Genomic DNA, 23,016 nt, shown 5'->3' with positions numbered 1-23,016 from the left:
GTTTGCAACAAGGTGGGCAGGCCTGGTTCGTGGAGCCCGGCACGCGACATAGTCGTCTGTACCAGCTGTCAGGCGGACGCCAAGCAGCTCATGGCGATTCAGGACAGCATCTGGCCCGTTGCCAGAGACACCGGTCGATCGAGCGACGAGACGGGCCAACACGCACCACTACCTTCTTCGGCCGAATGACGCGTTCGGTCGCCGTCGGGACTTCGAGGTTCGTGACCCGATCGTCGGCTCGTTCATTCCGTGAAGGTGCGACGTCAGGATTGGTCCGTTCCCGAGGAGCCACCAGTTGCGTGTCACGGCGGTCGACGAAGTCTTCAGAACACGAGGTCGGCACTGCGCACGTCGAACCCGACGAAGCGATTCTCGCCGGGGAGTGGTGTCGGTCGCTGCGTGACGTCGATTATCTCTTGTGAAGCGGTATCGAACGCAACGATCACGCCGTACGTCTCGAAGAAGGCGAAGCTGCTGTCCGGTGTCCAGTACACGTCGAGGACCGGGTTGTCGAGCGCCAGTGTGAGACGTTCTGCGGTGCCCTGATCGAGATCGACAAGAGTGGCGGCATCGAACACCGCGTCGCCGTTCCTGGTGGGCTCACGGTAGCTGGCCATGGTGATCGCGAACCGGCCGTCCGGGGAGATCGATTCGCCGCGTGTGGCGAGCCGCAACGCAACCGACGACGGAACCAACGATGGTCCGCGTTCCCCGGTATCCCGGTCGATCCTCACGTACCCGCATACGTCGGCTTCGTCGCACTCCTTGGCAATCGCGACCGTTTCGCCGAGTGCCACCAGCGAACCGGATGTGAGCAGATCGGTTGCGCCGTCGGCGGTCACCGTGTACGTATTGCCGGCAACGGTCACGACCCAGTTGTCCGCCCGGTCGACCGCGATCGGCGGACCGGGCACCTCGACGGTGCGGTGGGTGAGGTTGCCGGTCGTGTCGAGCATCGTCATCTCGCCGGGCAGTCCTGCGAGGAGCGCATCGTCGAACGCCCACACGATCCCCGACCCGGGCGCATGGAACACCGAGGTCTCGTCGCTCAGCTGCGCCCGGTGCACGCCACCGCTGTCGGAGTGAAAGACCGAATCGGCGCCGCCGAGCTGCAGTACCCCGCCTCGATGTGCAACGACACCATCAAGGGCCACCGAAGCGAAAGCGAACCTCCGCTCACCGGTGACGAAGTTGAGGCGCACCAACGTCCCGTCACTTCGCACTGCTGCAATCTCGAACGGAAGGCCCGCGAGTCGATCATCGACCATGAACTCCTCCACGGCAACCATCGCTGGAACGGTGCCAGTCTCGACAGTCGAAGATTCCGGCGGCGGAAGCGATGGGTCCTCGTCGACGTCATCTGTTGTCACAACCGGCGCGGGCGCTTCGCTGTCTGCCCAGCCAATTGGTCGAACGTTCAGTTCGATGATGTTCCCGCTCGTTGGAGCGGTGTTGGCAAGTGGGACGAGTTGTTCTGTGTCGGTATCGAACACGGCGACATCGCCGGGGGATGCGCTCTCCTGCGTCGGGTCGAGCGGCAAGAACGCGAAGCGTGAGTCAGCTGTCCAATGTGGGTGCGCCACGTGCGGGCTCGACTCGCTCGCCAGGACGACGGTCCTGCCGGTTTCCAGCTCAATCGCCGCGGGTTGCGCCCATGTGGAGCGCTCGCCGGACTCATTCGTCTCGTTGTAGGTGATCGTCATGATTGCCCACCGTCCGTCGGGCGAGACTTCGCCCCACAAAAAGGCGCCGAGGTCGACGGGGGCCACGTCGAAGTCCTGGTCGAGGTCGAGGCGGCGTTGTTGTCCATCGGTTCGGTCGATCACGGAGTAGCCGCAGGCGCCGTTGTCGCAACCGACCGAGATGACAGCAGTCGGTCCGAGCGCGACCACGGGATCCTCCGAGAGTTCGGTCGCCCCGTCGAGGCCGACGAGCTGCGAGCCGGCCGCTGTATTGACGACGAACGCTCCCGTGTGATCGATCGCGGACGGCATGGCCGGCAGCTCGATCGTCCGACCCGTCGCCGTGCCATCTGGGCGCAGCTCGGCGACCGTTCCGGCTCGTCCCTGTCCCAACTCCTCGTCGCCCACCCACAGAGTGTCCCCGGCCGGGTCGAGCCAGGCCCGTGACAGATCGACATCGATCGAGGCCTGAACGCTGCCGCCTCGGTACAAGTCGGCGTCCCGGCCGTTCCCGACGAGGATCCACCCGTTGCCGGCAACAACATGCTCGCCGCCGACTGGTTCGGATTGGACCCAGCGACCAGTGGTGAGATCCATCCTCCGCAACTCGCCTTCAGAGGAGAGAACAACGACCTCATACGGCAGCCCCGCAACCGTCGAACTCACCTCGACCTCGCCAACCGTGAGCGCCTGTTGGACATACGTTGCCTCGGTCGTTGTCGGTGCCGGCGACACCGGTGCCGCCTCCGGCGCTGCAACCGTCATGGAACTCGAATCGGAAGCAAACACGGTTGTCGCCGGCGAGGACGAATCGCCGTCACCGCTCGCCCAGATCACCCAACCCACGAGCACGCCGACGACTCCGGCTGCTATCGCGATAGCGGCAGTACGACGCCACACCCTCCCGATCGGTGCGCCTTCAGCATCGTCATCGACGGTGGTCGACGTCGCAGCAAGGTCACGAGACGAACGACCGGAGGACTCGAGTGTGCGATCGACCAACTCGATCTCGATGTGCCCATCGGAAGCATCATCAGTCATCCGACACCCCGAACGGCTCGCGGGCAGACGACCTCGAACACGAGCACGACATCACCTCAGACACGGTACGACAGCAGGCAAGAACGACGAACAGTCTCCACTCCCGTCCGACACCACCACCCCGACCGCCGTTCCCAAGCACGCTCGGCAGAACCAGCCCCACGCTGCTCGACGATCAACCCAACAACCATCGAGAACCGCTGCACGGTTCGGCGACACGTGAACTGGCTTGACCGCCAGCCGTCGCGGATCGGACAGAATCTCCGCCACTCCCGGCTACACCCCGCTTGGCGATCGGCAAGTGCCCCAGGCCGCGCGACGAGAACGGGGAAGCAAGGCTGCCCCGGACCGCCGGCTCTGCGGCCGGTGCGTGTTCCGGCCGGCGACTATCGTCGGTTGGAAGGACGCTGGTTGATGGAACGGGACGGTTCTGGGCGGTGTCGGACGGGGATGCAAGGTTGTGACGTGACTTGATGACCTCTCGATCAGCCGCAACGACGCACCGTCCAGCACCATCGACGTGGCTGGCCGTCTGTACCAGCGTCGTGCTCGTTGCGTCCTGCACCGATGGGCCGGCTGGGGAGTCGACTGCTTCCTCGGCCAGCACAATCGCCCCGACCAGCACGACTGCCCCCGCCAGCACGATTGCCCTCGCCAGCACGATTGCCCCAGACAGTACGATTGCCCCAGACAGTACGATTGCCCCAGACAGCATCCATGAGTCGCTTCGGTGCGACGGTGTAGATCCTGAGCAAACGATCTCAGGATTCTTCGAACACTATTCGGAGGGAGAAGCGTCCGAGGCTGCAGCCTTCTTCGCCGAGGAGCCCGCGTTCGAATGGTTCTCGAACCCGCCAGATCGCGTCTCGTCGGCCCAAGCGTGGAGCCCATACGACCGCGACTCCCTGGAGCCCTACATCGCGGATGAACACTCCAAGCAGCGACAGATCTCTCTCGACGACATCAGTTCGCAGTTTTCGCGCGATGGCACGTACCACGTCGGGTTCACGTTCGAACGCGAAACAGAAGACGCTCCGTCATCTCCAGCATCCGGCAAGGCCGTGATCCACTGCGCGAGCGGACTGCTCATCGTGATGTCCCTGGGAGAGTCGGCCCAAGCCTGACGCGGCCAACTCGGTCCACTACCTCACGTCGAAACAGAATGTTCTGTCGCCACGTCCGAAACGGCACGATCCGGAGCGCGTGTGTCCCAGAACGCGCGGTGGTGATGACGGGTGCGAGTGCCCCAGACCGCCGGGTGGAGGGCGCTTGACGAGAGGCTCGTCATGGCACCGTCTGCTGGCTTGGCGTCCGAGGCGGGGTCTCGTCGACCGACGTTCTGCCTGGCTTCGCGCTCACTCCGATGCGCACGACTCCAGACGCTCGCCGAGGTCCGGCGGCCCGATCACTCCCCACGGACATGTCGCCGGCAAGTCGACCCAGCGCTCGCCGCCGACGACGACTTGTCGGTCCTGAAGTGGTGCGGTCAGCTCGATTCTGAGCAGTCCATTGCAGTCGCCATCGATGGCGTCCCCCTGGAGGTCCGTGATGCGCACCTCATCGACCGCTTCCTCGACGTCGGCCGACAGACCATCTGCGCATGTTGTTGTCAGCTCGAGGATTCCTGGCTCGGTTTCGATCATGGCGAGCGCATCGACGCCGTTGCCGGCACACGCCGTGACGACAACCGGCAGTGCAGCCGCGGCGAGTACCGCAATGAAGGTCGATGCCGCTCTCATCGGCTGCATCATCTCACGGTGCAAGCGCGGCATCGGCACGACTGTCTCCGCTCGCACCGGCGATGCCACATAACTTCCGTCGCTGACATGGTCGGGGGGTGACACCAACCGCCGGGACGCGGATGCGCCGATCGGCTCCGTGCGAACATGTCTCCATGCGGGTTTCGATGGTGGGCACGAATCTGCCGGGGCGCACGTTCTGCCATGCAGACGGTACACCGATGAACAACGTCCATGTCGGTGTCCAGCAGCGCCGCGAACCCGTTTCGCTCGTACGCGCCGATGCTGATCGGGCGCGATGGGACATTTCTGTCGACGTGGTCGACCGCAACGGTTCGGTCGACTTCCGAGGTCCCGAGGTCCAGGGCAAAACAGGTGACAGATTCGTCTACCTCACCTGGGGTGAAGTAGGGCCCGACGGAAGCTTCGAGATGTTCCGGCGAGCCAAGTTGATGCTCAACTGTGTCGAACCGGACCTGATCGAGTCAGCGCGCACAGGCGGCACACTCGTGGCGGACATCGATCTCACCGGCCACGACGGCGGTCCACGGTGTGCTCGAGTTGACCCACCGGCGGTCAGCTGGTCCGTCGTGAACGAGTGACCCGGACCGTTCGAGAACGCCGGCTGGAGGCCGCGCGCTGCGAGCGCACCCCTGGGGTGGTGATTGGCCAGGGTGGTGCTTGCAGCGTCGGGTGTATGTAGTGGACGGCGCAAGCGCCGCTGAAGGGCCACAGCGCGGTATCGAGCTTTTTGGGAAAGGGAGTCAACCCGTTCGGGGTGTGGGACGTGTGATTCTGGGATGGAGATGGTGGACGAAGCACGAACTGTTTCGGGTGGTGGCGTGTCGTTCGACGCGTTCTTCCGCGCCGAGCATCAGCGGTTGGCGGCGCTCGCGACCGCGTTGTGCGGTGATCGAGAAACCGGTCGTGACGTTGCACAGGAGGCACTGACTCGCGCCTACCAGGAGTGGGATCGTGTGGGTCGGCTGGAGCGTCCCGGGGGATGGACGCGTCGGGTCGTCGTCAACTTGGTGCACGATCACGGGCGACACCTCGGCGTGCGGCGCCGTCGTTTGTCCGAACTCGCGAGTCGCATTGCCGGCGACGCCGCGGCCGACGAGATGTCGCTGGACGGCGAGATGTGGGCGGCGGTCGCGTCGCTGCCCGAGCGGCAACGAACCGCCGTCGCATTGTTCTACATCGGGGATCGTTCCATCAGTGACGTGGCCGAAGAGATGGGGGTCCATGAGGGAACGGTGAAGACCACGCTCCACAAGGCCCGCAAGCGACTGCGCCGAGTGCTGTCGGAGGAAGCGACATGAACGACAACGACGCCACGGTCGAGGCCCGTCTGGTCGATGCGTCTGAGCATCTGATCGCGAGCTTCTCGGACCTCGACACCGAAGCGGAACTCCGCGCTGTCCGCAGCGGCCCGGCGCCGGCTGCCGGGTTGCAGAAGGATGCGCGCTGGCCGCGTGGCCTTGCCGTAGCGGCCGCAGTTACGTTGATCGCCGGTGGCACGGCCGCGTTGGTGGTGAGCGGAGCGTTGAGATCCGAAAACGGCAACGCCTCCGTGCCTTCGATTGCTTCGACGCAAGAGACAGCGCCGGGCGCCTCGAACGCTCCCGGGGAGACCGACCCGCCGGCGACCACCGCGCCGACCTCGATCGAGCCGGGCGAGACGACGACCGAACCTGATGCAACAGTTGCGTCAGACTTCGCGGGAGGTGTCGATGGGCCGGTCATGTTTGGTCCGGGCCCGCCGATGTCAGGCGGCGAGGACGCTCGGATCGAAGGAGTTTTGGTGCGCGACGGTGACTGTCTCTTCGTCGGCGGGGGCGCGCCCGGGTTGCGAACCGCCGTGTTGTGGCCCTTCGGCACGACATGGGATGCTGAAGCGCAGGAGGTCGTCGGCCCGGATGGGACCCGGATCCCGCCCGGATCAACCCTGTCGGCAGGTGGCGGGTTCGGATCTCCGGAGATGCTCGAGCATCTGCTCGTTGACGACGCCCTTGCAGCGCGCGTCGACGCGTGCGCCGAGGGCGAGTTCAGAGAGCTCGCCTACGTGCAACACTCGATCTCCGTCGTGCAAACGGGATCATCCACCGAAACGCCGGACAGTGTCGAGGCACCGTCGGTGAGCGGATGGCGACAGCTACCTGATCCTCCACTGAGCGCTCGTTCCGCCGCGATCGTGGCCGATCTCGATGGACGCCTGGTCGTGACTGGTGGATGGGAACTCCTCTGCCCACCCGCTGCAGAGTGCGTCGTCGACGACGTCACGAGGTTTGTCGACGGTGCGATCTACGACCCGGGGACCGACCAGTGGACGCCGATCGCGGATGCGCCGGTTCCCATCGTCGCAGGCGCTTCGACCACGAGCGGGGGCGATCTGTACGTCACAGCGGCATGCGTCGGCGACTCGGCATGCGCCAACGAGAACCCGATCCTCCGGTATCGCAGCGCCGACGACGCATGGGACATCCTCCCAACCCCCGATCGGCTCGCGTCGCCGATGCTCACCAGCCTGTCCGACGGCACGGTGATCGCATTCAACAGCAGCGACGAACAGGGCGAGACACCCGACTATCGCCTGGTGGACGATTCCGGCTGGGAGCCGCTCCCCGACGACCCGCTCCCTGCGGTCTACGACCGATTCGTCCTCGGCACCGGTCAGCAGATCTTCGTGTTCGGAAGCCCCATCGACGGTGATGCGCCATCCAAACTCGGCGCCGTGCTCGACGTCGACAACCAGACATGGACCGAACTGACCGCCTCGAACGCGGCCGGCTACCAAGTCTGGGCTGGCGACGACGGCTACTACCTCAACCCCCACTTCGGACCGTCTGTCCAAGGCGGTGTGTACGACCCTGCCACCGACACGTGGGCCGACTTCCCGCAACCGCCCGCATCGGACTCATGGCGCAACGACATGGCCGGCATCCTGGCCGACAACGATGCAACCTACGAGTACGCATACGGATGGGCACGCGACACCACAACCGATCAATGGATCGAAATCCCCGCTCGCCCCGGCGCTCCAACCGATGGCGAATCGATCACGAACAGCGAACGCAGCCTGGTCGTGTACGGCGGACAAGACTGGACAGGCGAGCAAGGCCGACTCCTCAACGAGATCTGGACCTGGACGCCACCATCAACAACAGACTGACGCCGCCGCCCCGGCCGATCATCTAAGACCGCCACGGACGCGACCAGTCACGTGACCCAAAACGCCGCGAACCACAGACCCGTAGCCGATCGCCCAGGTGTCCCAGAACGCGCGGCTGGGTGAGCGTGACAAGTGCCCCCGACCGCCGGTTCGCGGTCGCAAGACGGGCGTCGAACCGAGCGTCACGGGACGGCCGCGGTTGTTCGTCTGACTCGCCCAGTTGGTGCGCTCGACACGACGGATGCTCAGCGGGTACCGCTACGGATCGAGTCGTTTGGTCGCTCACGCCTGCTCATTGTCAGGCGATCGATCTGGTGACCACCGCTCGTCTCGACATCAGCTGACGGTGATGTCCACGGGCGGAGACACAACCACGTATTCGGGCGTCCCTAGCACGGCGACTACCGGATATCTCCCTGCAGGCAACACGTATCCGATGTCAGGGTCACAACTTGCCGTCGACAGTAAGACCTCGACTTCCTCGCTGGACCCCGGTGCTAGTTCGATCTCAACAGCGCCTTCGGGCACTGAGAAGCCGTTGCCGTTCACGACGCGGTCGTCTTGGAGGACTACGGCGCTGAGGTATCCGATCAAGAGTTCAACGGGATCTCTTCCTTCGTTGGTGACGACGCCGGTTAGTCGAGCGGGCACGGCGCCACCTGCGTCAACAGGTTCATCCGGCATCTCCAACCGTACCGATAGCGGCGCCTCGTCTGTTGATGTGGGGCGTTCACCACAGACCGGCGACGCTGCGTCCAGCGGGAACGGCAATAATCCCACCGTGAGGTTCACGTGTCGACCAAACTCGGCTTTGAGTTCTGCGGCGAGGTCTGCCTCTTCCGGCGCCAGTGTGATCGACAAGGAATCATCGGCCAGCACCGTACTGTGGAAGCGCGAACCGTACCGTTCCAGCAATTCTTCTTGCAGCCGAAGACCAGCAAATGAACTCTCGTCAGAACCAACTACGACAATCGACTCACTCACGTCGGTCCCCAGGTTGGACGGCTGAGCGGTCGAGGAACCGGAGTCGGAGCCACATGCTGCGACTAGCGACGTCGACGCCAGCACGACCAAGCTGGAGAACGTCCTCATCACCGTTCGACGCTACAGCGTCGCTTGGAGTTCCCAGGGCGTCGAACGTCAAGCGCTCTGGAGCAGAACGACATCTGTCAGGTCGACTCGCGAACCTCCGGTATCGGCACGTCGGTACTCGCTCAGTCGACACATAACGCGCGCCTCCGACGCTCTTCGTGGGTGCCACCAAACGCCGGGAGTGCGCTGATGTCGCGTTTGTGGTGGGCAACTGACGGTTCGCATCGTTCTGCTCGCCCTCGACCGAGTGTTGGGTGGCTTCGGGCTGCTGGTGCGCTGGCCGCTCAGAGTCCGGCCGACGGTGAGAGGCGCGTCCTTGCCGATCTCGCCGCGGATGTTCCCGAGGAGCTGTCTGAGTCAGGATCGAACTCGAAGTCGCACCAAAACCAGGTCTCCTGGAGGCGGCTACAGTCCGCCACCTGCCCGACCGATCCGACGGTCAAGGCCGAAGCGCTCGATCGCTCAACAAGATTGTCGGCAGGATCGAAAACGACACCAGCAACGGCCGAGTTGTGGCCATCCACCCACACCCATGCCGCGAGGTCCCCGTCTGACGTACCGGCCTCATCACCCACCCGACCGGAAGCGATCGCAGACTCATACCGATCTTGAACGGTGAGCAACCGAAGCTGACGCCCAGGCGTGGCCCCGAAAAGCAGCGCGGTCGTACCAACCACGACAATCGCGAGTGATCCTGCCACCGCATCTGCCCGATGCTCACGGAATCGGAAAGCGATGACGACCAGTACGGCCACGAACCACGCCGCGAAGACGCCGACGACGAGCATTGCGAACAACTCGACTCCCACCCCGGGATACAGCAACGCATAGCCCACAAGCAGCACAGCGGTGAGGACTCCCCAGAACAGAGACCGCCACGACCCGACCGCGATCCGAACGTAGTGCACTCGATACCGGACCCATCCGGCGCCCACGACGAGCAGAACGCCGACTACGCGCCAGGCGGTGCCCACAGCGTGTGGCGGCACCATCGTGAACCAGACGAGAACCAGCCCGGCACCGATCCCAACCGCCACACCGGCCACCGCGATCGGCGCCGCAGGACCGTCCGCCTCACTACCCTCCCCGTCCACCTGCCCAGCCTGCCACGCGGAAGACCGCTCAAGCAGACGGACCGGGGCGGGAACCTGTCGCCCCGAGCCTGCGTTCATCGTTCGGCGCACTCGTCGACTCGTCGAGGCCGGTACGGAGTTCCGCGAGTCGGTTCGCACGCACACCACTTCTGGTCGCTTCGTGTAGCTCTCGGCGGAGGTTGTCCCCGGTGTCACCTAACACGCGGCCGTCACGGTGGGCAGACTGCCCCACAACGCCGGTTGAAAGAGCGACGGTGGTGGCCGATCAGAGCGTGCGGGCGGCAGTCCTACCTCGCCGGCGCGCGAAGCGCCTGGATCCGCTCGGCCGGTGATGGTCGGACTGCTCACGATTGCGCGAAGGGCGAAGTGGTCCGAATCGATGACTGCGCATCGCCCTCCTCTCGCCACTCTCAACGTACGTCGGGGCGGGGGGCTTGTAGCAAATCCAGATTTCTGCTTCCGTCGAGGAACCTATGTTGTCCTCTATCGCCGGTCCTGGGCCGGTGCAAGTCTAGCGGCGTGGCGGCTGCCGTCGCGGCCGCTGCTTTGTTCGGACTCGTTGCCTCCAGACCTCGTCCGGCCAGCGCGAGCCGACCGGAGAAGGAAGCCCGGAAGCACGACCTGACTGGTCGCTCGAACTCGAGCGTGTTGACGACGTCAATGCTCGGAAGTGGCCGCGCTCGCCGCGGCTTCTGTGATCTCCATCGGCACGCCATGTGCATGGTGCCATGCTGGTGAACATGGATGGGACATCAGCGGAGCTCTGCGCATGACCGATGGAGCGATGCAGCTGAGCGCCGCGATCGTTCAGTTCCTCGGCACCGTCCTGCCGGCGTGGCAGGACCGGAAAGGTAGAGACCGACGGCGAGAGCGCGGTCGGTTCATCGATGCGGTGGGTGGACGACTCGCGATGCACCATGTCGAAGTCGTCCGGTGGTGTGAGGAGTCGCATCTTCCCTCCAGCTTGGTTCATCTGCCGACGGATGCGCCGACTATCGGTCTGCATCTCAGATCGATTCCCCGACGACTCGGTGGCGCTGGCAGCCCAGCGCTCGAGGAGTTGGAGCTGCTCTTTGACGAGGGCGATTTCGCTGTGTTGGGGGATCCAGGAGCAGGCAAGACGACCACCTTGCGGCGCCTTGCCCGCGAGGTGGCGCTTGAGGCGCCGAGTGGAGATCCCGACTGGTTCCAGTTCGTGATCCTGATCGTCTGCCGCGAACGCGATTGGAGAGGGGGGCTCTATCCGGTGCTGGCCGATATCACTGGCGTTAAGGAGAGGGTCGCTGCGCTGGTTGACGATCCCGAGATTGAGATCCGCCACCTGCTGGCGCAAGGGGCGCTCATCTTGGTGGATGGTCTCGATGAGGTGAAGTCGAACCATCGATCACGGCTGGAGATGCAACTCGTCCAGTTGACCCGGGGTCTGACGAACTCGAAGATGATCGTGTCGTGCCGCTCCGCGGCGTACGCGGAGAGTCTCGGTGCTCACTTCAAGCCGGTGGAGATCCTGCCTCTGACAGGGACGCAGATCAGGGCCGCGGTCGCTGGTTGGCTCTCTGCTGAGGAGGCCGAACGCTTCCATGAAGCGGTCGCGGCGCAGGGCGGCGCAGCCGCCGAGCTCGCGGATCGGCCGTTGTTCTTGGCTCACATGGTGACCGCCTTCAAGCGACAAGGTGCGGTGCCGGACAGGCGGGTCGACCTTTGCCGCACGATCGTGCGGCTCGTGCTTCAGGACTGGGACGAAACCCGCAGTGTGCAACGATCATCCGCGTACGCCGGGTTCGGACCCGACGAGAAGATGGAGATGCTGAGCGAGGTCGCCTATCAGCTCTACCAAGACGACCTCATCAGGTTTGGCGACGAGAACCTAACCGCGGTTATGCGTGACATCGCACCGACCTACGGCCTACCAAAGCAACAGACCCGCCAGATCGTGCGCGAGATCGAATCGCATACCGGCCTCGTCGTGAAGGTCGGCCTCGAGTACGAGTTCTCGCACCTGTCGATCCAGGAGTTCCTCGCCGGCGACTACCTCGCTCGAGGTCGGACTCGCGACTTGATTGCCGAGTTGCCAACGCACCCCGAATTGGTAGCGGTCGCGACGGCACTCTCGTCAGACGCTTCCGGCACCCTCGGGAGCATCGCCGACATGTTCGAACGGTCGCCAGACGACCTGGCGCCGCTCCACCAGTACCTGCGTCGGCTCGTACAGGAACGCCCTCGCTTCAAAGCGACCCCTGAGCTGGGACATGCAGTGCTACGACTCACAACCATCTCGGGCACTCATGACGTCATCGTGTACGACGGGCTGGTGGCCATGAAGGCGGTACGCGCCGCGATCAAATTGGTGATCAAGGACACGCCGGAGGCAGCCAGGGGTGACCGGGTGTACTTCACATGCACAGACCTCTGGGGGGAACCCATCACCTACACCGCTCCATGGGACTTCACGGTCCGGGTGCTCGGCCGCCCGCCGAGACCACCGTCCGCCTAGTTTCCCGAGCGCTCTTCCTGCCGCCGACTGGCCAGAACTCATCCCGACGATCGGGCCATCCTACTTTTTCGGATACATGTGATGGATCGGTGCGTCGGAGAACTCGCCGTCTTTGATGATCCGTTCAGCCATCCGCGCCGTGAACTCCCGGTCTTTGTAGCCCTGACCGCCGTCGGTCGCGATGATATTCCCGTTGTCCGCACGGAGCCGCCAGCCGTACTCTCCGGTCGGCTTGTTGCTTGCGTCGCGACGCTCGTACACGACGATCTTCGGGTTCGGAAGTTCAGCCTCAGTTGTCATCCAGGAACTGTAGGCCACCTCCGCGATGGGCGGGCGGGGGATAGACCCCTACCACCATCCGGCTTGGTGGAGTGGTCGCATGAGGTGTTCGAGAGGTGCGTCGTAGCCCAAGAGGGTGTTGAGGTTGCGGTGGCCAGTGACACGGCGGATGTGCCCGGCGGCGATGTGATGGTGACGGCATTCGGTGACGAATCCGCGACGAAGGCTGTGGGTGGACACTCGATCGACCTCACAGCTTCCGGCCTCGGCCCGGACAGCTGCGACACCCAACTAGCCACTGCAGCCACCGGCAGTGCCTCCGGCGAAATACACCCGCACAGCACGGCACTCTCGACTTTCGATCGGCCGATCGACTCGTCGGACCAGCGCGACAGTCGCGGACCGGTAGGTTCAGATCCGCGCCGCACCGCCGGCGAACTGTGGTAGCGACAACCCGGCTAGCGACTGCCACATAACGACGTCGGAGGGAGGCCGTGGGCCTCGCCACAAAGTGCCGCTATCTCGAGTCCGGCGCCCTGAACGGGTCTGACCAGGTGCTGTGCGTCGTGGACATGTCGTCGACATTCTCCAAGTCGGCCGATGGCCCGCACGAAAGGGCGGCAAAGAGTGGGAACGGATACGCGATGCGTCGGAGACGCGCTAGAGATAACGCGTCCACTACACACATCAAGTCCCCCGCCCGCTACATCGAGAACACCCAAACCGGCCTAGAGATACGTGCCGTTGGTGGGCACTCGATATCGGCACACGTAACGACACTCTGAACGAGGACCGGCGCGCCGCATCGCGGCCAGGCACGTCGGCGCACTTTGACTATCGCGTCTACCCAAGCGTGACGTCGCACTTTCAACGACAACTCAAAGACGTCATCGACAACAGCGAATAGCCCGAGCATCGGTTTTCGCGCTCGCGAGAAGCGGCGTCCGGTCACGGGCGGGGCTGCGGGGACTGCGCTGTCCGGACTGCGCTGCAACTCACCAACTGACTCACTCCCGACGAGCAGCTGGCAGCCAACCAATAAACCCCAGGTCTATGACCTGGGGTTTTTCGGTGGGCGTAGAGGGAATCGAACCCCCGACCTCATCCGTGTCATGGATGCGCTCTAACCAACTGAGCCATACGCCCTCAGCGGGCACGTACGATACCAGCCGTGAACCCCGGCTCACACCCTGACTCGACCCCGATCGAGCGGCTCGCGACGATTGATGTCGCACCCCTCCTGACACCCGGCACCGACACCGCAGATGTGGCCACTCAGATCGACCGCGCGTGCCGCGAACTCGGATTCTTCCGAGTGACCGGCCACGGGGTCGACCCGGGGCTGCTCGCCGATCTCGACCGCGCTGCGAGGGCATTCTTCGCCCGGTCTGACCACGACAAGGAGCCGTTCGCGATGGCCAACGCCGGCGCGGCCTGGCGCGGCTGGTTCCCACTGCGTGGCGAGATCACCTCCGGCCGCCCCGACCGCAAGGAGGGGTTGTACGTCGGCATCGACCATGCGGACGATCACCCGCTGGTCATGACCGGCGCACCGCTGCACGGCCGCAACCTCCTCCCCGACGGCGAACTGCGCCAGACGGTCGACGACTGGCTCGCCGCGGTGCGCACGGTCGCCGATGCGGTCATGCAGGGGATTGCACTCGGCCTCGGCCTGCCCGCCGACTGGTTCGAACGCCACGTCACCAGCGACCCGACCGTACTGTTCAGGATCTTCCAATACCCGGCGCTCGACGACAACGACGTCACCGACGAATGGGGCGTCGGCGAACACACCGACTACGGACTCCTCACGCTGCTCGCTCAAGACGACGCCGGCGGACTCGAGGTCCGGACACCCGACGGGCGCTGGCTCGACGTCCCGGCCGAGCCCGGCGTGTTCGTGTGCAACCTCGGCGACATGCTCGACCGGCTCACCGAGGGTCGGTACCGGTCGACGCCGCACCGCGTCCGCAACACGAGCGGTCGCACGCGGCTGTCGTTCCCCTACTTCTTCGATCCGTCGTGGGATGCCCAGGTCGTGCCGCTCCCACTCGACGGCACCGCTCCGGCCGACGACGCCGAGCGTCGGTGGGACGGTGCAAGCCTCCAGGCGTGGTCCGGGCGCTACGGCGACTATCTCATGTCGAAGGTCTCCCGCGTCTTCCCCGAATTGTTCGCCGCGGTCGCGGACGGCGGCTAGTTCAGTCGGGTACTGATGTCGTTCGCCATCAGTCGGCCGCGCCGGGTCAACACCCATCGGTCGTCGTGTCGCTCGACCAGACCCGGCAGCTCATCGCCGTCGAGAGCGTCGACCGGCACACCCTCCGGCATCCGGAGTTGGAGTTCGAGCCGCTCGAACCGTCGGGTCGCCTCGTCGAGCGTCTCCCCCGCCGCCTCGGTCGACTCACCGCGCTCGACCAGGTCGATGTAGCGGTCGGGCGTGCGCACGTTCCACCAGCGCCGACCGTCGTGGTGCGAATGGGCGGCGCACCCGAACCCCCGGTAGTTCTGTTGCCGCCAGTACAGCACGTTGTGGCGGCACTCGTGCCCCGGCCGCGACCAGTTGGAGATCTCGTAGTTCGACAGGCCGACCGTGACCAGGCGGTCGTCGACCAGTTCGTACTTGTCCGCCTGGTCGTCGTCGTCGGGGTGCCGGTCGGGTTGGTCGGCCAGTGGTGTGCCGGCCTCGATCGTCAGCGCGTACGCCGACACGTGCGGCGGGTCGAGTTCGACGATCGCGTCGACCGTGTGCCGCCAGTCGTCGAGAGACTCGCCTGCTGCGCCATAGATCACGTCGAGGTTGAACGACGCCATCCCCACGCGGCGGATCGCGTCGACGGCGAGCCGGACGTTGCGCTGATCATGTTGTCGACCGAGCGCGCCGAGCACGTGCGACGACATCGACTGCACCCCGAGGCTGACCCGGTTGACCCCACCGCGGCGATAGCTCTCGAGCAGGGTGTCGGTGACGTTGTCGGGGTTGCACTCGACCGTGACCTCGGCGTCGGACGTGACCGGCACGAGACCGACCACCTCGGCGAGCGCCTCACCGTCGACCATCGACGGCGTACCGCCCCCGACGAAGATGCTCGTGGCCGTCGGCATCCCCTCGTCGAGCGCCCGTTCGATGTCGCTGCGCAGCGCAGCGAGGTACGCGTCGGTCAGATGGTGCCGGTCGGTCCAGGTCGCGAACGCGCAGTAGTCACACTTCGATGCGCAGAACGGGACATGGATGTAGACGCCGAAGGGCGCCGCCGGGGCGGCCATCGGGTCAGTGAATCAGGTCAGGCGGGTCGGAACACCAGGTCGAGTGCTTCGAGCCGCAGGGCGACCTGATCGACCGGGATGTCGAGCATCGCCGCGATCGCTCGCTTGTCGTCGGCGCGGATCGTCAGCACCCGCCCGTTGAAGTCCTGGCGCTGCACCTGGATCATCCGCATGAAGCGGGTCAGCATCTCGAAGGGCGCACCCGACAGCTGACTGAGCTTCAAAATGTCGATCGCGAGTTTCGGTCGCGGTGTCGTGCCGTCTTCGTTACCCATCGGCGTGTTGTCACCACGAGGCAGCAACTGATCGACGGGCACCCGGTAGAACTGCGCCAGGCGATCGAGGCGCGGCAGGGAGAGCGCTCGTTCGCCTCGCTCGTACGCCCCGAGCACCGATGCCTTGAACTCCTGCTCGGACTGCGCTTCGACGTCGTGGAGCGACAAGCGCTTCTGCTTGCGGATCGCCCGCAGGCGTTCTCCGACCTGGACGCTGTAGCCGGCATCGTCGGCATCTTCTTGAAAGTCCACCTCAGCTCCTCGCCCTCCAACATGTGGTCACGCAAAATTAGCACGCTTGGACGCCGAACGTGGCATTTCGACCACTCGACTCGGCTGTATTTCACTCTGCGTGCATGACCATTCGGGCTGCCGCGACGATCGCCGCCGTCTCGACCCGCAACACCGTGTCGCCGAACGACACCGTCGACGCAGCGGCGGTGAGTTCCGACGGCGACCAGCCGCCCTCCGGGCCGATCGCAACGATCGTGTCGCCGGCCCCGATCGGCGGGGAGCCCGGCTCGGCAGCAGCCGCACTCGGCAGCACCTCGAGCGTCGACACCGGTCCGGTGATCTCGGGCAGCCACACGCCGCGCGACTGCTGGAGTGCCTCGGCCGCGACCCGCCGCAGTTTCGCGAGGTGACGCTCGGCCCGTTCGGGGTTCCACCGCACGACCGATCGCTCGGCGTGCAGCCACACGATCCGGTCGACGCCCAACTCGACCAGCTTCTGCACGATCCACTCGGGTCGGTCCTGCTTCGGAATCGTGCACGCCAACGTGAGCGGTCTCGCTCGCCGAGGGACGTCGTGGATCTCCCCGACCGGTTCGAGCAGGCGATCAGCCGCACGACAGGCGCGCCATCGTCCGGCACCGTCGGTCACCGTGACGGTCTCACCCGGCCGGACCCGGAGCACACGGAACACGTGATGGGCGTCGTCGTCGGACAGCGCCGGCGTGGCGACGTCGTCGACCAGCACGTGAGCGCTGGCGGCGCGCAGCACCTCGGCCCTCATGGCAGCCCGGTCACGTGAATGCGGATTTGATGCGGGAGAACAGGCTCGACCCGCCCTCGCCGACCGTTTCGCCCCGACCCTCGGCGAAGGTCCGCAGCAGATCGGACTCCTCCGACGTCAGTTTCGTCGGCACCTCGACTGCGACGATCGCCCGCAAGTCGCCGCGTCCTCGGCCGTGCAAGCGGGGGACGCCACGCCCCTTGAGCACGAACTGGTGCCCGGGCTGCGTGCCCGCCGGGACCGCGAGGTCCTCGTCGCCGTCGAGCGTCTCGAGCTTGACCGAGGTCCCCAGCGCGGCCTGTGCGATCGAGATCGGCACCTCGGTGACGAGGTCGTCGTCATCACGCCGGTAGCGGTCGTGGGGTCGAACGCGCAGGTGCACGTACAGATCACCGGGAGCCCCACCACGGGGTCCGGCGGCACCGCGCCTGGTCAGCCGCAGGGTGCTCCCGTCGACGACGCCGGCCGGCACGTCGATCGTGTAGGTCTTGTCGGCGGTGACCCGCCCCTCGCCGCGGCAGGTCTCGCACGGCGTCGTGATCACTTCGCCCAGGCCGCCGCAGCGCGGGCACGGGCTCGACGACACCATCTGGCCGAGCACGCTCTGCCGCACGCGCCGGACCTGTCCGGAACCGCTGCACTCGGAACACGTGACCGGTCGGGTGCCTTCGCCGGCCCCCGACCCGTCGCAGGTGTCGCACGCCTGCGGCAGCTTCAGGTCGACGGAGACCTGGTCGCCGAACACCGATTGCTCGAACGTGATCGCGACCGCGACCTCCATGTCCTGCCCGCGCGGCGGCCCGGTCGGGCGCCGAGCGCCACCGCCGAACGGGTTGCCACCGCCGCCACCGCCGAAGAACGCGTCGAAGATGTCGCCGAGCCCGCCGCCGCCGAACATGTCGTCGAAGTTGGCACCGCCGCCGCCCGCACCACCGACGCCGGCTTCGCCGAACTGGTCGTACCGAGCGCGCTGCTGGTCGTCGGACAGCACCGCGTAGGCCTTGGACAGCTCTTTGAACTGCGCTTCGGCTTCGGGATCGTCGGGGTTGGCATCGGGATGCACCGCCCGGGCGCGTTTGCGGTACGCCTTCTTGAGTTCGTCGGCGCTCGCGGATCGATCGACCCCGAGCAGGTCGTAGTAGTCGGCGGCCATCAGCCCTCTCCGAGTCGGCGGCCCAGGCGATCGCTCACGAAGTCGACCGTTGCCAGAGCCTGTGGATAGTTCATGCGGGTCGGGCCGAGCACGCCGACCGATCCGAGATGTTCGCCGTCGACGACGACGGGCGCCACGACCACCGAACAGGCGGAGAGCGGCTCGACGCCGTGCTCGACCCCGATGGCGACCGACATCCCGCGGTCGACGATGTCACGGACCAGCGACACGACGACGAACTGCTGCTCGAGCGTGTGCAGGACCTGACGGACCACGTCGACCGCCTCGAAACTGGCGGCGACGGTGGACGCGCCACCGACGTAGACGTGGTCGTCCGCAGCGCTGACACGAATCGCCTCGACCACCGCGTTGCAGACGGTGTCGGCGCTGGCGCTCCCCGTCGGCGGGACGGCGTCGAGATCGGCCAGCGTGCCGCCGACCAGCGTGCCGGCCAGGTGGACCGACGCCGCCGCCAGGGCTGCGTCGGAGGTCTCGTCGTCGATCTCGACGATCTCGCTCTCGACCCCGCCGTTGCTGAACACGAACACCGCGGTCGCGGCACCGGCGGACAGCCGGACGAGCTGGACGCTCCGGATCGTCGCGGCGTCGGCCTTCGGCCCGAGCACGACGGCGGCGTTGTTGGTCAGGCGCGTCAGCAGGTCGCTCGTGTGATGGAGCATCTCTTCGAGACGCCCGTGAGCGACGTCGAAGAACTCGCCGACCGTCTTGGTGGTCGCGTCGTCGACCTGCCTCGGCGAGGCGAGATGGTCGACGAAGAACCGGTAGCCGAGATCGGTCGGCACGCGACCGGCCGACGTGTGCGGCTGGATGAGGTATCCCTCGGACTCGAGCGCGGCCATGTCGTTGCGAACGGTGGCCGACGAGACGTTGATGTCGGCCGAGTTGGCGATGTGCGACGATCCCACCGGCTGGGCGGTGGCGATGTACTCCTGCACGACGGCACGGAGGATGGCGGTCTTGCGGTCATCGAGCATGGTTGGCAATCGAGGATACCGAGTGCTGGAACCAGGCGCGGCGTTCCGTGACGAACGCTCCATACTGGTGGGCGATGGCGACGCCCGATCCAGACACCAGCGCGGACCGAACGAGTACCGACTTCGTACGGGAATTGGTCCAGCGCGACCTCGCCGACGGCGTGTTCAGCCGGGTGCAGACCCGGTTCCCGCCCGAGCCCAACGGCTACCTCCACATCGGTCACGCCAAGGCGATCACCGCCGACTACGACCTCGCCGCCGACTTCGACGGTGTCTGCAACCTGCGGTTCGACGATACGAATCCCGACACCGAGGACACCTCGTTCGTCGACGGCATCATCGACGACGTGACCTGGCTCGGCTACGAGGTCGGCGAACCGCTCTACGCGAGCGACTACTTCGAACAGCTCGCCGACTGGGCCGAACTGCTGATCACCGACGGCAAGGCGTACGTCGACGACCAGGACGGCGACACGATCCGGGCCCAGCGGGGCGGCTACGGCAACGCGGGCATCGAATCGCCACACCGCGACCGCACCCCCGAGGAGAATCTCGACCTGTTCCGTCGGATGCGGGCCGGCGAGTTCCCCGACGGCGCCAAGGTGTTGCGGGCCAAGATCGACATGCAGCACGAGAACATGCAGCTGCGCGACCCCGTCATGTACCGCATCCGGCGTGGCCACCACCACCGCACCGGCGACACCTGGGTGATCTATCCCACGTACGACTGGGCGCACGGCCAGAGCGATGCGATCGAGGGCGTCACGCACTCGTTCTGCACGCTCGAGTTCGACAGCCACCGCCCGCTGTACGACTGGTTCCTCGAGCAGCTCCCACTCCCCCACGAGCAGCCTCGCCAGACGGAGTTCGCCCGGCTCGAGCTCACCCACACGATCACGTCCAAGCGCAAGCTCGCCAAGCTGGTCGCCGACGGCATCGTCGACGGCTGGGACGACCCGCGCATGCCGACGCTGCGCGGCATGCGTCGGCGCGGCTACCCCGCTTCGGCAATCCGCGAGTTCTGCCGGTTCATCGGCCTGGCTCGCACCAACAGCCGCCACCAGGTCGAACTGTTCGAGTCGTTCGTGCGAACCCAGCTCAACCGCACCGCGCAGCGGCGCATGGCGGTGTTGCATCCCGTGAAACTGCAACTCACCAACTGGCCGACCGGCGCCGACGGCAACCCGGTCGTCGAGTACTTCGAGGTCACCAACAACCCGGAGAACGAGGCCGACGGCACGCGCTCGGTGGCGTTCTCGGGCGAGCTGTTCATCGAGCAGGACGACTTCCGGGCCGACCCGCCGCCGAAGTACTTCCGACTCACCCCCGGCCGGGAAGTGCGTCTTCGCGGCGCCTACCTGGTCACGTGCACCGGCTTCGAAGCCGATGATGACGGCAACGTCACCACGGTGCTGGCCACCTACGACCCCGACACCAAAGGCGGATCCGCCCCCGACGGCCGCAAGGTGAAGTCGACGATGCACTGGGTCTCCGCGGCCCACGCCGTGCCGGCCACCGTCGCGCTGTACGAGCGGCTGTTCTCGGCCGAGGTGCCCGGCGAGGCGACCGGCGACCCGCTCGACGACGTCGATCCCAATTCGAGGGAGCTGCTCACCGACTGCCGGGTCGAGGCCGCACTCGCCGACACCGCTCCCGGCGAGGTCGTCCAGTTCGAACGGATCGGCTACTTCGCGCACGACCCGCGTGAACCGATGCTGTTCCACCGCACCGTCGGCCTGCGCGACGAGTGGGCCAACATCCAGAAGCGCCAGGGCTGACATGCCGCCGCCGACCGGGTTCACCTGGACGGCGCGCAAGAACGGCGAGGTCGCGATCGGTCGGGACGGCCGGGTCGTCACCGTCGTGCGAGGCCGGGCCGCCCTACGGCTGCTCGACCGACTCGCGTCAGCGTCAGTCGACCAAGCGCAGCACCTGATGGCGCGGGCGACCGGCAACTACCGACGCGGCAACGAACGGCACTAGCTGAACCGGGCCGTCGAGACGGAACGCTCAGCCGACATCACGCCGCTCCACGACAGCCAGGCCGATCGCCGCAGGGATCGCGGCCCAGACCGCGATCGCGAGCAACGCGGCGGGCGGGCTCACGTCGTCGACGGTGCCGGAGAGCACGTTGGCTAGCGTCGCCGGCATCCACGACGCCGTCCCGCCGGCGATCTGCACGATGAGCCCCGGCGCGATCATGAACGTGAAGAACGTGAGCGTGACCGCGCCACCGACGTTGCGGACGATCGTGCCGATGCCGGCCCCGAGCACCGCTCCAGCCGCGCCGACGAGCCCCGAGGCCCCGATCACGCGGGCGACGCCACCGGCCGAGACGAGGAAGCCGTACTCGGTGGTCGGGATCGCCAACGCGACGGCGGTGACGGTGAGCGCCGCACCGATCAAGCTCATCACACAACCTCCGACGGCGACAGCGACCAACTGAGCGAACGCGGCACGGGATCGACGTGGCGAGGCGAGGAACATCGGGATGACCGTGTGGTGCCCGTACTCTCGAGCGACGGCGATCGCGCCGAACAGGCCGGCGCCGACGAAGGCGTTGAACGCGAAGGCCATCAGCGACTGCTGGTCGGCGGCCGTCGAGATGAATGCCTTGCTGCCATCCATGTCGGTTCCGGCGACCACCGCGAACGCGTTGAGTCCGGCGATCACGACGAGCACGGCGAGGAACGCGAGCGGCATCTTGGTGGTGGTGAGCTTGCGAAGCTCGGAGCGGACGAGACGAGACGAACGCGTGCTCATGCCGGATCCTCCGCGGCCGACGGTTGGTCGGCCGACGCGTGTGCGGTCCAGTCGAGGAACAGTTCCTCCAGCGAGCCGGCGCGCCTCGTGAGTTCGTGGACGGCGATGCCGCCGGCGAACGCACGATCGCCGATCTCATCGCTCTCCATCCCGCTCACGATCAGCCCGTCGGTACCCTCGGTCTCGGTCGTCGCCCCAGCCGCCTCGAGCACCCGGGCGAGCCCGCTCGCATCGGAGCTCCGCACCAGCATCGACGCGCGGCGGAGCTCGGCCAGCGGGCCGTGCGCGATGAGTCGGCCCTGATCGATGACCACGACGTCATCGGCCAGATGTTCGATCTCGGCGAGCAGGTGGCTCGACACGAAGACCGTCCCGCCTCGGGCGGCGCGGTCGCGCAGCAGATTCCGAAGGGTGCGAATGCCCTGCGGGTCGAGGCCGTTCCCGGGCTCGTCGAGAATCAGCACCGGTGGTTCGCCGAGGAGGGCAGCCGCGAGACCGAGCCGCTGGCGCATACCGAGCGAGTAGGCGCCGGCACGACGATCGGCTGCATCGGCGAGCCCGACCTCGTCGAGAACGGCGTCGACCCGACGCTGATCGACACCCGTCGCGTCGGCGAGGACCCGAAGGTGGTTGCGCCCGCTGCGGCCGGGATGGAATGCGTCGGTCTCGATCAGCGCGCCCACCGTGCGGGAGGGTTCGGGAAGCTCGCGGTAACGGTGACCGCCGATCCGGGCGCGACCACCGTCGGCCGCGGCGAGATCGAGCACGATCTTCATCGTCGTCGACTTGCCCGAACCGTTCGGCCCGAGGAAGCCGGTGACCCGCCCCGGCGGCACGTCGAAGGTCAGGTCGTCGACGACGGTGTGGTCGCCGTATCGCTTCGTCAGGTGCTCGACGCCGAGCCGGTGGCCGGGCGCGGGCGGGGTCACAGCGATCGCCCCCTCGGAGGACGCGG

At 66.3% G+C, this 23,016-nt stretch carries 20 protein-coding genes and 1 tRNA gene; 8 read left to right on the top strand and 13 right to left on the bottom strand.

The window, feature by feature from the left end; genetic code table 11:
* Window positions 1-323 precede the first annotated feature (323 nt).
* A complete protein-coding gene (locus R8G01_22310) occupies window positions 324-2,279 on the bottom strand; it encodes a hypothetical protein (protein ID MDW3216740.1) in 1,956 nt (651 codons plus the stop codon).
* A gap of 917 nt (window positions 2,280-3,196) precedes the next feature.
* Between R8G01_22310 and R8G01_22305 the strand changes: the two genes are divergently transcribed.
* Complete coding sequence (locus tag R8G01_22305) at window positions 3,197-3,847, top strand: hypothetical protein (protein MDW3216739.1); 651 nt, start codon at window positions 3,197-3,199, stop codon at window positions 3,845-3,847.
* 231 nt (window positions 3,848-4,078) lie between these two features.
* On the opposite strand, the gene R8G01_22300 is transcribed toward R8G01_22305, so the two are convergent.
* Complete coding sequence (locus tag R8G01_22300) at window positions 4,079-4,495, bottom strand: hypothetical protein (GenBank protein ID MDW3216738.1); 417 nt, start codon at window positions 4,493-4,495, stop codon at window positions 4,079-4,081.
* Between the two features lie 89 nt (window positions 4,496-4,584).
* Here R8G01_22300 and R8G01_22295 point away from each other — a divergent pair, with 89 nt between their 5' ends.
* The 3 genes from R8G01_22295 (at window position 4,585) to R8G01_22285 (ending at window position 7,634) form a co-directional block, all read left to right on the top strand.
* The gene (locus R8G01_22295) at window positions 4,585-5,064 is read left to right on the top strand and encodes a DUF5990 family protein (protein ID MDW3216737.1); all 480 of its coding nucleotides are present in this window, start codon (window positions 4,585-4,587) and stop codon (window positions 5,062-5,064) included.
* Window positions 5,065-5,304: 240 nt separating this feature from the next.
* Complete coding sequence (locus R8G01_22290) at window positions 5,305-5,784, top strand: SigE family RNA polymerase sigma factor (protein MDW3216736.1); 480 nt, start codon at window positions 5,305-5,307, stop codon at window positions 5,782-5,784.
* A gap of 482 nt (window positions 5,785-6,266) precedes the next feature.
* Window positions 6,267-7,634 carry a hypothetical protein gene (locus R8G01_22285; GenBank protein MDW3216735.1) on the top strand — a complete coding sequence of 456 codons (1,368 nt, stop codon included), beginning with the start codon at window positions 6,267-6,269 and terminating at the stop codon, window positions 7,632-7,634.
* Between the two features lie 336 nt (window positions 7,635-7,970).
* On the opposite strand, the gene R8G01_22280 is transcribed toward R8G01_22285, so the two are convergent.
* The gene (locus R8G01_22280) at window positions 7,971-8,618 is read right to left on the bottom strand and encodes a hypothetical protein (GenBank protein ID MDW3216734.1); all 648 of its coding nucleotides are present in this window, start codon (window positions 8,616-8,618) and stop codon (window positions 7,971-7,973) included.
* Window positions 8,619-9,010: 392 nt separating this feature from the next.
* The gene (locus R8G01_22275) at window positions 9,011-9,763 is read right to left on the bottom strand and encodes a hypothetical protein (GenBank protein ID MDW3216733.1); all 753 of its coding nucleotides are present in this window, start codon (window positions 9,761-9,763) and stop codon (window positions 9,011-9,013) included.
* 826 nt (window positions 9,764-10,589) lie between these two features.
* On the opposite strand from R8G01_22275, the gene R8G01_22270 reads away from it, so the two are divergent.
* A complete protein-coding gene (locus R8G01_22270; protein MDW3216732.1) occupies window positions 10,590-12,314 on the top strand; it encodes an NACHT domain-containing protein in 1,725 nt (574 codons plus the stop codon).
* A 60-nt stretch (window positions 12,315-12,374) separates the two neighbouring features.
* On the opposite strand, the gene R8G01_22265 is transcribed toward R8G01_22270, so the two are convergent.
* The gene (locus R8G01_22265; GenBank protein ID MDW3216731.1) at window positions 12,375-12,614 is read right to left on the bottom strand and encodes a YegP family protein; all 240 of its coding nucleotides are present in this window, start codon (window positions 12,612-12,614) and stop codon (window positions 12,375-12,377) included.
* A 1,051-nt stretch (window positions 12,615-13,665) separates the two neighbouring features.
* A tRNA-Val gene (locus R8G01_22260) sits at window positions 13,666-13,739 on the bottom strand.
* A gap of 25 nt (window positions 13,740-13,764) precedes the next feature.
* Between R8G01_22260 and R8G01_22255 the strand changes: the two genes are divergently transcribed.
* Window positions 13,765-14,793 carry a 2-oxoglutarate and iron-dependent oxygenase domain-containing protein gene (locus R8G01_22255; protein MDW3216730.1) on the top strand — a complete coding sequence of 343 codons (1,029 nt, stop codon included), beginning with the start codon at window positions 13,765-13,767 and terminating at the stop codon, window positions 14,791-14,793.
* Here the strand turns inward: R8G01_22255 and hemW are convergent.
* The 5 genes from hemW to hrcA all read right to left on the bottom strand — a co-directional run bounded on the left by hemW (window position 14,790) and on the right by hrcA (window position 19,298).
* Window positions 14,790-15,860, bottom strand: a complete 1,071-nt coding sequence (gene hemW, locus R8G01_22250) for a radical SAM family heme chaperone HemW (protein MDW3216729.1) — start codon at window positions 15,858-15,860, stop codon at window positions 14,790-14,792. The genes R8G01_22255 and hemW overlap by 4 nt on opposite strands.
* 17 nt (window positions 15,861-15,877) lie before the next feature.
* Window positions 15,878-16,387, bottom strand: a complete 510-nt coding sequence (locus R8G01_22245) for a transcriptional regulator (protein ID MDW3216728.1) — start codon at window positions 16,385-16,387, stop codon at window positions 15,878-15,880.
* A 91-nt stretch (window positions 16,388-16,478) separates the two neighbouring features.
* The gene (locus tag R8G01_22240) at window positions 16,479-17,150 is read right to left on the bottom strand and encodes an RsmE family RNA methyltransferase (GenBank protein ID MDW3216727.1); all 672 of its coding nucleotides are present in this window, start codon (window positions 17,148-17,150) and stop codon (window positions 16,479-16,481) included.
* Between the two features lie 10 nt (window positions 17,151-17,160).
* The gene (gene dnaJ / locus R8G01_22235; GenBank protein ID MDW3216726.1) at window positions 17,161-18,303 is read right to left on the bottom strand and encodes a molecular chaperone DnaJ; all 1,143 of its coding nucleotides are present in this window, start codon (window positions 18,301-18,303) and stop codon (window positions 17,161-17,163) included.
* Complete coding sequence (gene hrcA, locus R8G01_22230; protein MDW3216725.1) at window positions 18,303-19,298, bottom strand: heat-inducible transcriptional repressor HrcA; 996 nt, start codon at window positions 19,296-19,298, stop codon at window positions 18,303-18,305. The genes dnaJ and hrcA overlap by 1 nt, the downstream gene beginning before the upstream one ends.
* 74 nt (window positions 19,299-19,372) lie before the next feature.
* Between hrcA and R8G01_22225 the strand changes: the two genes are divergently transcribed.
* Together R8G01_22225 and R8G01_22220 are read left to right on the top strand one after the other, a co-directional pair.
* Complete coding sequence (locus R8G01_22225; protein ID MDW3216724.1) at window positions 19,373-21,076, top strand: glutamine--tRNA ligase/YqeY domain fusion protein; 1,704 nt, start codon at window positions 19,373-19,375, stop codon at window positions 21,074-21,076.
* 1 nt (window position 21,077) lies between these two features.
* Entirely contained in the window at window positions 21,078-21,281 is a 204-nt protein-coding gene (locus R8G01_22220; GenBank protein MDW3216723.1) for a hypothetical protein, read from the top strand.
* A gap of 27 nt (window positions 21,282-21,308) precedes the next feature.
* Here R8G01_22220 and R8G01_22215 read toward each other — a convergent pair whose 3' ends face one another.
* Together R8G01_22215 and R8G01_22210 are read right to left on the bottom strand one after the other, a co-directional pair.
* Entirely contained in the window at window positions 21,309-22,061 is a 753-nt protein-coding gene (locus R8G01_22215; GenBank protein MDW3216722.1) for a hypothetical protein, read from the bottom strand.
* Window positions 22,058-22,990 (bottom strand): ATP-binding cassette domain-containing protein, encoded by a 933-nt coding sequence (locus R8G01_22210; protein MDW3216721.1) that lies wholly within the window; start codon window positions 22,988-22,990, stop codon window positions 22,058-22,060. Before R8G01_22210 ends, R8G01_22215 begins: the two co-directional genes overlap by 4 nt.
* Window positions 22,991-23,016: the final 26 nt, after the last annotated feature.

Source organism: Ilumatobacteraceae bacterium (genome assembly GCA_033344875.1).
GTDB lineage: Bacteria > Actinomycetota > Acidimicrobiia > Acidimicrobiales > Ilumatobacteraceae > Ilumatobacter.
This window is presented reverse-complemented; position numbering and strand designations above follow the sequence as displayed.

Bases quoted from the DNA above. Each gene is read 5' to 3' on its own strand.
- R8G01_22310 (MDW3216740.1), bottom strand. From the start codon at position 2,279: ATGGATCTCACCACTGGTCGCTGGGTCCAATCCGAACCAGTCGGCGGC.
- R8G01_22305 (MDW3216739.1), top strand. From the start codon at position 3,197: ATGACCTCTCGATCAGCCGCAACGACGCACCGTCCAGCACCATCGACG.
- R8G01_22265 (MDW3216731.1), bottom strand. From the start codon at position 12,614: ATGACAACTGAGGCTGAACTTCCGAACCCGAAGATCGTCGTGTACGAG.
- R8G01_22215 (MDW3216722.1), bottom strand. From the start codon at position 22,061: ATGAGCACGCGTTCGTCTCGTCTCGTCCGCTCCGAGCTTCGCAAGCTC.
- hemW (MDW3216729.1), bottom strand. From the start codon at position 15,860: ATGGCCGCCCCGGCGGCGCCCTTCGGCGTCTACATCCATGTCCCGTTC.
- hrcA (MDW3216725.1), bottom strand. From the start codon at position 19,298: ATGCTCGATGACCGCAAGACCGCCATCCTCCGTGCCGTCGTGCAGGAG.
- R8G01_22270 (MDW3216732.1), top strand. From the start codon at position 10,590: ATGACCGATGGAGCGATGCAGCTGAGCGCCGCGATCGTTCAGTTCCTC.
- R8G01_22295 (MDW3216737.1), top strand. From the start codon at position 4,585: ATGCGCCGATCGGCTCCGTGCGAACATGTCTCCATGCGGGTTTCGATG.
- R8G01_22225 (MDW3216724.1), top strand. From the start codon at position 19,373: ATGGCGACGCCCGATCCAGACACCAGCGCGGACCGAACGAGTACCGAC.
- dnaJ (MDW3216726.1), bottom strand. From the start codon at position 18,303: ATGGCCGCCGACTACTACGACCTGCTCGGGGTCGATCGATCCGCGAGC.
- R8G01_22300 (MDW3216738.1), bottom strand. From the start codon at position 4,495: ATGCCGCGCTTGCACCGTGAGATGATGCAGCCGATGAGAGCGGCATCG.
- R8G01_22240 (MDW3216727.1), bottom strand. From the start codon at position 17,150: ATGAGGGCCGAGGTGCTGCGCGCCGCCAGCGCTCACGTGCTGGTCGAC.
- R8G01_22220 (MDW3216723.1), top strand. From the start codon at position 21,078: ATGCCGCCGCCGACCGGGTTCACCTGGACGGCGCGCAAGAACGGCGAG.